At 36.2% G+C, this 11,362-nt stretch carries 10 protein-coding genes; 3 read left to right on the top strand and 7 right to left on the bottom strand.

Annotation, left to right across the window (positions count from 1 at the left end; translation table 11 throughout):
• Nucleotides 1–498: 498 nt before the first annotated feature.
• Both ABXH34_RS11950 and ABXH34_RS11945 read right to left on the bottom strand, forming a co-directional pair.
• Complete coding sequence (locus ABXH34_RS11950; protein ID WP_353572117.1) at nt 499–1,248, bottom strand: ABC transporter permease subunit; 750 nt, start codon at nt 1,246–1,248, stop codon at nt 499–501.
• Nucleotides 1,249–1,303: 55 nt separating this feature from the next.
• On the bottom strand, nt 1,304–2,245 hold the full coding sequence (locus ABXH34_RS11945) for an ABC transporter ATP-binding protein (RefSeq protein WP_353572116.1): 942 nt from the start codon (nt 2,243–2,245) through the stop codon (nt 1,304–1,306).
• Between the two features lie 443 nt (nt 2,246–2,688).
• Here ABXH34_RS11945 and ABXH34_RS11940 point away from each other — a divergent pair, with 443 nt between their 5' ends.
• Together ABXH34_RS11940 and ABXH34_RS11935 are read left to right on the top strand one after the other, a co-directional pair.
• Nucleotides 2,689–3,258 (top strand): Uma2 family endonuclease, encoded by a 570-nt coding sequence (locus ABXH34_RS11940; RefSeq protein ID WP_353572115.1) that lies wholly within the window; start codon nt 2,689–2,691, stop codon nt 3,256–3,258.
• Nucleotides 3,259–3,289: 31 nt separating this feature from the next.
• On the top strand, nt 3,290–4,933 hold the full coding sequence (locus tag ABXH34_RS11935; RefSeq protein WP_353572114.1) for a cyclic peptide export ABC transporter: 1,644 nt from the start codon (nt 3,290–3,292) through the stop codon (nt 4,931–4,933).
• 45 nt (nt 4,934–4,978) lie between these two features.
• Here the strand turns inward: ABXH34_RS11935 and ABXH34_RS11930 are convergent, their stop codons facing one another.
• The 5 genes from ABXH34_RS11930 to ABXH34_RS11910 form a co-directional block, all read right to left on the bottom strand.
• Nucleotides 4,979–5,932, bottom strand: coding sequence for a PDC sensor domain-containing protein (locus ABXH34_RS11930; RefSeq protein ID WP_353572113.1), 954 nt, complete (start codon nt 5,930–5,932; stop codon nt 4,979–4,981).
• A gap of 517 nt (nt 5,933–6,449) precedes the next feature.
• Nucleotides 6,450–7,673 carry a glycolate oxidase subunit GlcF gene (gene glcF / locus ABXH34_RS11925; RefSeq protein WP_353572112.1) on the bottom strand — a complete coding sequence of 408 codons (1,224 nt, stop codon included), beginning with the start codon at nt 7,671–7,673 and terminating at the stop codon, nt 6,450–6,452.
• An 85-nt stretch (nt 7,674–7,758) separates the two neighbouring features.
• A complete protein-coding gene (locus tag ABXH34_RS11920) occupies nt 7,759–8,373 on the bottom strand; it encodes a DUF8692 domain-containing protein (RefSeq protein WP_353572111.1) in 615 nt (204 codons plus the stop codon).
• Nucleotides 8,370–9,026 (bottom strand): DUF8692 domain-containing protein, encoded by a 657-nt coding sequence (locus ABXH34_RS11915; protein WP_502710410.1) that lies wholly within the window; start codon nt 9,024–9,026, stop codon nt 8,370–8,372. Before ABXH34_RS11915 ends, ABXH34_RS11920 begins: the two co-directional genes overlap by 4 nt.
• Before the next feature lie 110 nt (nt 9,027–9,136).
• Nucleotides 9,137–10,381, bottom strand: coding sequence for an efflux RND transporter periplasmic adaptor subunit (locus ABXH34_RS11910; RefSeq protein ID WP_353572109.1), 1,245 nt, complete (start codon nt 10,379–10,381; stop codon nt 9,137–9,139).
• 359 nt (nt 10,382–10,740) lie between these two features.
• Between ABXH34_RS11910 and ABXH34_RS11905 the strand changes: the two genes are divergently transcribed.
• A complete protein-coding gene (locus ABXH34_RS11905; protein WP_353572120.1) occupies nt 10,741–11,280 on the top strand; it encodes a cache domain-containing protein in 540 nt (179 codons plus the stop codon).
• Nucleotides 11,281–11,362: the final 82 nt, after the last annotated feature.

Genomic DNA, 11,362 nt, shown 5'->3' with positions numbered 1-11,362 from the left:
AGCCATCATCATTTGCATCTGACATAAAAGGCTCACTTCATAACATTAAAAATAAGATTATTACACAAAATAAGAAGGGATAATATGGCTGATTAAATCGTGTTGTGACTCTAAACTCAAGATAAAAATTGACGCATAAAAATCATTATGATGTGGATAATTGTAATAATTGGTTTATTAGGTTAATACGCCCGCCTTTATAAAAGCGGTGGGTTCTCATGATGAGGATTAGCCATCTTTTTTAAGTCTGCATTTTTAATGCTATAAAGAAGGATGAGATATACTTCACACCGTTGCAATTTAGGCTTTTTTCTCGTTCCACGCACTGCATGGAATGCGTCTTGATATTTTTGTGGACACTGGTGCGTCCTATCAGATGATGACGCACCGCGTCATCACAAGTTAAGTTATGCAACTCAATTGAATTATGTACAATCAGAGAAATGAACAAAAACAGCTAGAATCAAATCACGCCACGTTTTCCACCACGATAGGCATTTATTGCAAGCGTTCAGAATCTAAACGATGAATTGTCAAAATATTAAATAACACAATAATCAACACATAATAAATAATGTCAGTGGTATTGACTAAACCTTCCAATAACGTTTGATAGTGACGAGTAATCGATAAATAGGCAAACAAACCGCTATATTTCTCGCTGTCTCCAGCCCAATCAATAATCCATAAAAATAAAAACGCGCCAAAGGTACTTATTGCTGCAACCGTTGGATGATCTGACAATGCCGAGATATACAAACCAATCGCACACAACGCCCCAATCAATAACAACACACCAAACAATGCAATCAAAAACTGCCCAAAATCCAATTGACCGCCAAATACCAAAGATAACGGCATCAAACTCACCATTGCTAACATCAATACAAAAAAGCCCATCAAACCTAAATACTTGCCCAATACAATGCTGGTCATCGATACAGGTGAAGACATCAATAAGACTAAGGTTTTATTTTTTCGTTCCTCACTAATCAACCTCATGGTTAATAACGGCATTGCCAATAATAAAATAATCCCTGTCCAAATAAATATATGACCAACAATGATGTCGGTTAAACTCGGTGCACTTGGTGTCATTGACAATTGTGATTGAATATCGGGTTGTAATACCAAAGACAAACGAATAATGAATAAAATGGCTAAAATGAGCTGTACCACACTCAATACACTCCATGCCAATGGTGAACTAAATAAACTGCGTAATTCGCGACCTGCAATCGTAAACATGAAACAATATTCCTTAGATAAACATTGATACCAAAAATCCAAAAAAAACAATTATTTAATCATAATTTGCATCATCTTCCGTTGTCAAATTGACAAAAATTTGCTCTAAACTCTGTTGCTCAGGTATCAACTCAAACAATCCCCAGTTATCACTAACTGACTTAATCACAATCGCTTCAGCAGGATTATGTTCAGCTTGATGCCAAATTCTTAACCGATGCTCATCAATCTGCTCTACTTCTTCCACACCCTCAATCTGTTCAAAAACACTCAAACTAGGAGGACTTTGTAAACCAATTTGCAAACTTTGGCCTTTGATTTGAGCAAACAAACCCTCAATCGTATCACTAAACAATAATTGGCCTTGATGAATGATTTGTACATGATTACATACGGCTTGTACTTCAGGCAGAATATGAGTGGATAAAATCACACTGTGCTCTTGGCCTAATTCCGTAATTAAATGACGAATCTCACGCATTTGAATTGGGTCTAACCCCACCGTCGGCTCATCCAAAATCACGACCGCAGGGCTGTGAATAATCGCTTGAGCAATTCCCACTCGTTGTTGAAAACCTTTAGATAAATTTCCAATTAAACGCCGATGCACGGTTTCCAAACCACATAAATCAATCGCTCGATCAACCGCGTCGTTGATTTCAGCCCGAGGAATATGATGCAAACGCGCACAAAATATTAAATATTCCTCAACCAACATTTCCCGATATAGAGGTGGTTGCTCTGGCAAATAACCCACTGCGGATTTTGCTTGTAATGGATAATCCAATAAATCATAACCTGCAATGATGATTTCACCTGTGGTTGGTGCTAATGCCCCTGCCAACATTTGCATCGTAGTTGATTTACCCGCGCCATTCGCGCCTAAAAACCCTAGAATTTGGCCTCGTTTCACTTCAAAACTGATATTGTTAACAGCACATAATCCACCATAATAACGAGACAGGTGTTTGACTGCGATAAGAGTTTGCTCTGACATATTGTGCCGTACCAAATAATGCAATGTATTCCTAATATTGTAAATCAATCCTGAATGAATAGCCTACAGAAAAATAGATCATTCAGAAATCAAAAACGGTCTAAAGTACGCTGTATCACAATTGAGTCCAAATTTTCATAAGAAACTAAAAAATACGCTATGATATGAAGCAGAATTGACATTATTATGATTTCAATCCACTCATATTTAATGATTGTATTCATTTATTCCGTGCATTCAATGGGTACTCATGGCAAAATGGCCTGTATTATCTTTGATGAACACATTACGCGAGATGGTAGCGGGTTTCCTGAGTTCAAAGCGATTACTTTAAAAATAGATTTAATAAAATATCAAAAAATCACTTAAATACTTTACAACTTTATATTCAGTGCACGACCAAGCAAATGATAAAATTTAATTTCGGTTTCAAGGGGGATGCAATGGCTGATAACAACCTTGCTCCGCAAAAGCATCTATTTGATGTAGTTGACTTTTACAATATGTCGGATTTTAAGTCACTTGAAAACAAACGTATTGAATTACTAGAAGGAGAAGTGATTGATATGGGGCAAGTTGGAAAAAAACATGCTTATTGCGTGGATTTGCTATCACAACAACTTTCGCGTGCACTGAGTGCTACAAATCACATTGTGCGGGTACAAAACCCTATTCGTCTCAGTAAATACTCTGAACCACAGCCCGATATTGCGATATTAAAACGTAGCGAAAAATTCTGGCAATCACACCCAGAACCTCAAGATGTGTTGCTTGTGATTGAAATTGCAGATAACTCGCTCAAATATGATAAAACCATCAAAATTCCAGTTTATGCACGTTATGGTATCTGTGAAGTATGGATTGTGGATTTAGAAAACAAACGGGTTGAGTGTTATACCTCACCTCATTCGCAAATGTATGCGTTTCAAAAGTATATCAATAAAGGTGAAGAAGTTTCGCCTTCAAAATTACCTGAAGTGTCACTTCCCGTTAATAAATTTATCGGAAAATAGTATTTAAACCTTTTATCATTGCTAATTAAACATGTTATTACTGCTTGATTTATTCAAAAAAGAATCAGACTTACCAAAAGCACCTATTATTATGACAGGTGTTGCCTCAGGGATTGCCAGTAGCGTTATTTTGGCAGCGATAAACCAAGCGGCTCAGGGCATTTCTGATTATGACGATGTCGTACGACCTTTTTTTATCTTTCTGATCGCGTTAATTTTATTTATCTATACCCGCAAACATTCATTGGCTCAAGCAACCTTAGTGGTTGAAGAATCCATCAGAAAAGTGCGCTTGCGCGTTGTAGATAAAATTCGACATTCAGAACTCAAATTTATCGAAGGCATGGGCAAAGGCGAAATTTATAGCCATCTCACCCAAGACGCAAACTTAATTTCTCAGTCTGGTTTAACCCTGATTTCCAGTTTACAGGCATTTATAGTGCTGTTTTTCTGTCTGCTCTATATCGTCACCTTATCGCCTTTAGGTTTTGTGCTAATTTTGACGGGATTGGTCATCGGTGGGGTTTTATATTTTCAGCATTTTAATAATGTGTCGGCTGAAATCCTAACCAGCATTGAAAAAGAAACAGCCTTTTTTGATCAGCTCAATCATATTTTAGATGGCTTTAAAGAGACCCGTATCAATCAAGTAAAAAGCAATGCTGTATTTCAGCAACTTGAAAAAATTGCACATGAAACCGAGCAAATCAAAGTCAATACAGGCATTAAATTTGTTACTAACATCATGTTTTCACGTGTATTTTCTTATATCATGTTAGGCACAATTGTATTTATTATCCCACTATTTAATCCAGAACATCACACCGTTGTGATTACCGTAACAGCGACTATGTTATTTATCATGGCACCGATTGAAACCATTGCAGGTGCAATCCCGGTGGTTGCTCGTGCCAATGTCGCGGTCGCAAATATCATCATTTTGGAAAAAATGTTAGATAATATTAATGTTTCCAATCAGTATAAAACCGCTTTAAAAGAGAAAAAAGATAAATTTTTCCAGTTCAAAACCTTAGATATGCAAAATATTCAATATCAATATACCGATATATTTGGACAAACCTTGTTTCAATTAGGTTCATTGGATTTGAGTATTAAGCGTAATGAAATTATTTATATTATTGGTGGCAATGGCAGCGGAAAATCAACTTTACTCAAAGCGTTAGCGGGTTTATATCATCCACAATTGGGTAAAATTCAAGTGGATAATGAACAGATTAATAATGCAAATTATGCAGCATACCATGAATTATTTTCAGTGGTGTTTGCAGATTTCCATTTATTTGATCGTTTGTATGGGATTGAAGATATCGACGAAGCATTTTTAAATGAATTGTTAAAATTGATGGGCTTGGAGCACAAAACTCAATATATTGACGGGCAATTTACCCATCTTGAATTATCGGCAGGACAGCGGCGGCGTTTAGCTTTTATTGTGGCCATGATTGATGATAAGCCGATTTATTTATTTGATGAGTTAACCGCAGATCAAGACCCTGCTTTCAAACAGTATTTTTATAAAGCATTGATACCTAATTTGCGTGAAGAAGGTAAAACTGTGATTTTAACCACCCATGATGAGAAATATTTAGATACAGCAGATCGTGTATTAAAAATGGAAGATGGGCAATTGAAGGAAATTGAAATACAGAGCTAAGAACGGGTTATTTTTCTACTAAAAACGACCCGTTCTGGAAATAAATTAAGCGTTTGCCGCTTTATGGGTAAACCAAAATGATAAGTTTTTATCTAAAAAATCCGTGGCTGCCATATATTGCGAGCCATCACACGAAAACGTCAAACCAACCATACCATTCACTAAATTCAGCGAACCTGAGCGCAAATAAACTTTGTCATCCGCTAAACGCAATGTACGAAAGCGTTCTAAGACTTGCTTTACTTCTTTTTCGGTTAATACTGCGCGATCAGAGTAATCTGAACGTGGATATTTCAAATACATTTCGGGGTTTAACATTTGTTCCGCACTGTATAAATGATATTGATAGGGATCATCTAAATGCCATAACATGGCTTGTCCACTAGAATAATGCAGGGTGCAATGAAAAATACCATGTTCGGTAATTAAGCGATTTAATGTAGCCAATACATCGTCTAAACGCTTATCTAATAAGCTGCTAACACGTGGAGAAGTTTGTTTATGTGCTTTGATTTCAGCTTTATGCTGTTCTTGCCAGAAGCGGAGAGGAGGACTTTTTTCTGAGGAAACTGAGAGTGGTAAACGTTGAATATCAAAATCAGCCACCACAAACCCTAAAAATTGTTGTTCATCAATTACAGGTTGCACTGCACTAATACAAGGGTTACCTGTTGTATGACTAATATAGACCGAAGATAACATAAAATGGCGTTTAGGATATAAACTCACTGAATAAGGACGACGTGATAAATCTTGGCCTCGCACATTATTATGGATTCCATCTTGGCCAACATTGGCACTGATTTGTTTTCCGTATTTATCAACAACATAAATTAAGTGAGAATGCGGAATGGTTGCGAATTGTTCAAACAGCAATTGATCTAATTTATCTAAATTTGACCAAACGGGTATACATTGTTTTGCCAGGTTTGTCATTGGCGGTTCAAATAAGGCCGAAAGCACCTTACGTTGTTCCCCAATTGTTTGTTTAATCCACATACTGAAAGCCTCCCTTTAACATGAAGCATTACCCACTTTTAAATTCCCCGAGTTCACTGTTTGAGAACATTGCCAAAAATATCGCTTCTTGATTAAGAAACCATAGACTATAGGATTCCTATGCAAAATGAATAGGAATGAGAACATAAATAAACAGGTTTGTTGCTACTTCACGTACAAGATTTTTATAACGGTTAAGTGAGTAAGCTTTTAGTGCGTTATATAGGTCATAACGCGCCAACTTCCATCATGATTAATGGCCATTCCCTTTATATAAAAACATCCAGTGTAATAGATATAAAAGGCTTAATTTCTGACACAATCACATTATTTTTGTTGTTTGGGTTAGTTTAGTTTAGCGTAAAAGCAGTATGAAACAAGTCATGAACGCAATATTTTATAGGGCTGTTAGCTAATTTTATGAATTTAAAAGAGTTCATTTTGTAGATAAAGGGTATCAAAAGCCAACTATATGTCATTTTTTCGTGAATATCGTCAGCATTCTGTTATTTTTGATTTAATCAGCAAGTTTTTCCGCGACCAATTCAGCCCAATGCTTCACAGGTACATCCGCATCATTTTGTAGGTGAGTTAAACAACCGATATTCGCGGTAATAATCACTTCAGGTTGATTGGCTTGTAACGCTTGTAACTTATTGGCTTTCAATTGTTGAGACTTTTCTGGCTGCAAAATCGAGTATGTGCCCGCTGAACCACAACATAAATGCCCATTTTCGACCGCTGTCAATTCAAAACCAAATGCTTTAAGTAAAGGCTCAAGTCGATTGGTCAGTCTTTGCCCATGTTGTAAAGTACAAGGAATATGTGCAGCAATTTTCGTGTTTAGGTTATCAGGTTTTAGTTTAATTAAATCTTCAGGTTCAATAATTTCAACTAAGTCACGAGTTAGACTTGCAATTTTTTCTGCTTTTGCTAAGTATTCAGCATCGTTTTCAAACAATTCAGCATACTCTTTGATAAAACTACCACAACCGCTTGCTGTCATCACAATCGCTTCAACGTCATCAATAAGCGGTATCCATTTATCAATCAATTGCTTCGCGTGTTTCAGTCCAATTCTGTGCTCAGTTAGATGATAAGCTAATGCCCCGCAGCAACCTGTATTACTGGCTTTGATGACACTAATATTGAGCGCATTAAGTAGTTTTTTCGTGGCTTGATTGATATTGGGTGCAAGTACAGATTGGGCACAACCATCAAGTAGTAATACCTTGCGTTCATGATCTTGGGTCTTAACTGAATAAGCGATCGGTTTTTGCGTAGGCAGATGGTTTTTGATATGTTTGGGAATAAGATAGGTAGGAACAACGCTAGCAATATCTATTAACCATTTAATTCGGTTTGGATAGGGTAAAGTATGTACTAATGCCTTGCGCTGAAAGGTCTCAAATAGGTTGCGTTTAACTTGTTTATCAATCGCTTCTCGACCAATTTCTAATAAACGTGAATATTTCACCCCTGATGGACACATGGCCTCACAAGCGCGACAAGTAAGACAGGAATCTAAATGTTGTTGTGTATCTTGGGTAATTTCATTGTTATGTAGAAAAGAATGAATCAAATAAATCCGACCCCGAGAGCCTTCAGCTTCTTCGGCTGTTAACTGGTAAGTTGGACAAACCGCAGTACAAAAGCCACAGTGGACACAGGTGCGTAAAATCTGCTCTGCATCGTCACTCCAAGTTTGATTTTGATATTTTTCGTGTAGAAATGTTTGCATATAAGGGCATAAGTCATTATTGAACTAAGCCCATTATATTTTTTATATCAAACTAAAGCAAAGTTGAATTTGCTAAACCTAAGATTTAAGGTATAGAATCCGCCCTAGATTTTAACAGTTGAATTTTCTGCATTAAAATTTCCCAAGCAAATAAGAATAGAAACAAACTCGCCCATAATTTAGATAATTCTTCAAAACTGAGCCTAAATTGCATTTTTGCTGGGAATTTTGCATCAATCACAATCATGATTAAAAATAATAATGATGCTAAACCTAAAAATAATAAAGTATGAGATGATTTTTGTCGTAACTGGCCAAATAGCAATAAAATGACAGCTTCTGCACAACCTATCAATAGTAGTAAATAAGCATCATTGACTTCAAAAAAACGTCCTGCCATTTCATGAATTAAAAAACGTTCATCGAAACCTAAGTAAATAAATAATAACACTTGGGATAATGCAAAATAAAAAAACAGTTGTTCCTTTTGCTTATCAATACATTGCAAACTCACCAAGAATAATAAGGCTGTTCCCCATAGCAAGCTCATATTTAAGGTAGTGTGAATCGCATATAAAAAAGTATCGCCCTTAATATCAGTGACATACAATCGCACCCCAGATTGAGAAAATTGCCATTCAATCCATAACAAGCTTAAACTGTATAAAATTACAATAAAATATAAAAATGCTTTATTCACAATTGATGCTGCCTTGCAATGATAAGTGTAACCAGAAATAAGCAGTAAATACCTAATAATTCAAACATTTCTTCAAAGCAGGTTAAAATGGTTGCGCCCTGTTTGGTAAATATCCAATAACCTTGTAATGCTTCTAGGATCAAAACGCTGGGCAACAATGCACAAGCTAACAGTAATAAACCTGCACTGCGCCAACGCACAGATATTTCAGGTAAATGTTTAATTAACTGGGACAATTGCCAGCCACACAAAATTAAGCCCAGTATGGCGAATGGCGAAAATAGCAATAACCATGAGAATCCCATGCCTTGAAGGCCATCCCAAATAATCACTTTACGTTCGAACCAAGAACCCACCGTTTCATGGAAACTGCCCACTTCATCAGCGGACAAAAGGCATAAGGCAAGTGCAATTATTCGAAAGCTAAAACGTCCAAAAACGGAAAGCTTATAAGTCGGTGATTGTCCCCAACCCAGCAATACAAAGCCAATACTCGCAATAAAAAAAACAATGCTTGAAAACCAGGTGGCCAGTGTATTTTCATCTCTTAAATCAAGCAATTGTAAAACCCGATGCCAGTTTACAGTTTCTTGTTGCCAATTAGTTTGTTCAGTGTAATAAGTAAAGAGAGTCGTTGCTGAAAAAAAGATAATTAAAATTAATAAAGCTAAGGCTAATTGCGCCAGTAATTGTCTAATAGTAATAAGTTTTCTCCAATTTATTGTGGGACTGAATCTGTTGTTAATCCCACAAGCAACAATATTTATGGATTTTCAGTGACTTTTAACCCTTCTAAGGCATTAGGCAACTGAGTGATGATGACTTTATCACCTGTCGTTAGTTCTGGGCTACGCACCAAAATCGATGACTGACCATCAACTGAAACCTGCTCACCCACTCGTTCAATTGTTAAGCTGTGCATCCTATCCTTGCTTAATTTATACACCCGCTCATTGCCATAGACTGACTCAAAAGGTAAAGCAATCACATTTTCTTGAGCAGGCAATTTTAAATACAATGTTAAAAATTCACCTAAACGTAAATGTTCAATGCCCTGCGTCACTTTAAACAAACCATCAATACCACCATTATTTGAATTGATTTCACCAGCAAGGCGTTCTAGTTGAAACTGAAACTCAAAGCCTGAATAATAAGCTTTAGCCTGCAATGCTTGTTTAATACTTAATAAAATATCAGTTTGGTAACGGCTTGGAATTTGGGCGCGTACTTCTAACTTGCTCACGTCATAGATTTTGAGTAATGGATCATTACTGCGCACTCTGTCACCCTCAGCAACATACAATTTCGCAACAACCGCATTATAAGGAGCAATAATTTGCAAGCGTTTAACTTCTAACTTGGCTAAATCACGTACCGCAATCGCTCGATTCAATCTGGCCTTAAGCTGAGCCAATCTTGTTGTATGATTCTTCACGGAAAAACGCCGATTATTCACCGCCAGTTTTTGTCGTTCCAATGCTTGTTGAGCATCATCTAAGTTAGAACGAGAAGCTAAATTCTTCTTTTGTAATGTACGTGCTCGTTCAACACTTTTTTGAACCAACGATAATAATGCTTCTTCATTTTTAATTAGTTTTAGATTATTTTCATGAACCTGTTTTTCACTGCCGATTTGAGCTTGAATGTCTTCAATATCAGCCTGCCGCTGTTGTAAAATTAGCTTACTATCGCGGTCATCTAACTGAATGAGCAGTTGTTTTGCGCTCATACTATCTCCTTCCAGCACAGCTAATTTAGACACTTCGGTTGCAGCGACACTTAAGTTGGGCACACTCAAAGTCGTTGTATAGGGTGACTCAACATGGCCATAAAGTGTTAGAGCAGGAGAAAGGGTTTCAAGTTCAACTTGTTTGGTTTTGACAATCCAGCTAGGTTCTTCAACATCAAGCGGGGCAGCTTGTGGCTTCGTGGCTTTGAGCAGTATAAAACCAAAAATACCCAAAGCTAAAATAGCAACAGCAATAGACAGGGTAAATAGCTTTTTCATAGTAGGTTACTTTAAGAAAATGATACAGCCATTGTAATAAGCTTGTCTTATCCGTCAAGAGAACAATTCTAAATTTATATCAATGAAGTACATTATCCATATTATTGCGGGTTTTAGATCAAGACTCATCCAGCAATATTTCGGACAATTTTTGAAATAATAAAGTATTTCACATTTTAGCCAAGCGTTTTAAATATTTTTTAAAAAACAAATAGTTATAAAAAGTGTCCGAACCATTATTTTTTAAATATTAGCATTTTTAGCGTTAAAGCCATTTTAATTCATCATGGTATAAACTATGTATGTATAGGCTATATAACATAGTTCCTGCTATATCATAAAATTTATGGGATACATCTATAATATTTCGGGCCGTTAGTTTCTCTCTACGAACAAAGCTTAACTTACTTATTTTCATACTCTTTGCTACTTTTTCCAGCACTAGCACCCTCATATTTTTTTACCGTATCGATGATATTTATGAAAAACGTCAACAAGAAATGTTAGACGTGAAAAAACAAGAAATTATTGATAAAGTCAATATTGTGCATCGTTTGGTATCCAGTGTTTATCAACATAATTCCAAACCCGAATATATTGAGAGAGTCTATCGTGAAAAAATATTAGCAGTTATGGATAGTGCTTTATCTATTATTGAAAAACGTTATGAGGCATTGAAACAGCAAGGTTTAGCTGATTCTGAGATTCAAGAAAAATTAAAAAAAATATTACGTCATCTGCGTTATGACAATGGGGCGGGGTATATTTTCACCTATGATTTTGAGGGCACATTGGTTTCTCATGCAGACCCTACGCTAGACGGTAAAAATTTATATCATCTTAAAGATGCTAAAGGTTTTCAGTTTGTACAAGGCATGGTGGATATAGAACCCATTTGAAATCTAAGATAATGTAGCAGCTAATCTTTTAAGTAAAAGTCGGATAAAACAAAGTTTGAGTTTTTGATTGGCATGAGTCAGG

Origin of the sequence: Candidatus Albibeggiatoa sp. nov. BB20, assembly GCA_016744725.1 — a bacterium.
Taxonomy (GTDB): Bacteria; Pseudomonadota; Gammaproteobacteria; order Beggiatoales; family Beggiatoaceae; genus Albibeggiatoa.
The sequence above is the reverse complement of the archived record's forward strand: the minus strand, read 5'-3'. Positions and strand labels throughout refer to the sequence as shown.

What these genes read in the sequence shown, in the direction of transcription:
- ABXH34_RS11950 (WP_353572117.1), bottom strand. Translation starts at nt 1,248, where the DNA reads ATGTTTACGATTGCAGGTCGCGAATTACGCAGTTTATTTAGTTCACCA.
- ABXH34_RS11945 (WP_353572116.1), bottom strand. Translation starts at nt 2,245, where the DNA reads ATGTCAGAGCAAACTCTTATCGCAGTCAAACACCTGTCTCGTTATTAT.
- ABXH34_RS11940 (WP_353572115.1), top strand. Translation starts at nt 2,689, where the DNA reads ATGGCTGATAACAACCTTGCTCCGCAAAAGCATCTATTTGATGTAGTT.
- ABXH34_RS11935 (WP_353572114.1), top strand. Translation starts at nt 3,290, where the DNA reads ATGTTATTACTGCTTGATTTATTCAAAAAAGAATCAGACTTACCAAAA.
- ABXH34_RS11930 (WP_353572113.1), bottom strand. Translation starts at nt 5,932, where the DNA reads ATGTGGATTAAACAAACAATTGGGGAACAACGTAAGGTGCTTTCGGCC.
- glcF (WP_353572112.1), bottom strand. Translation starts at nt 7,673, where the DNA reads ATGCAAACATTTCTACACGAAAAATATCAAAATCAAACTTGGAGTGAC.
- ABXH34_RS11910 (WP_353572109.1), bottom strand. Translation starts at nt 10,381, where the DNA reads ATGAAAAAGCTATTTACCCTGTCTATTGCTGTTGCTATTTTAGCTTTG.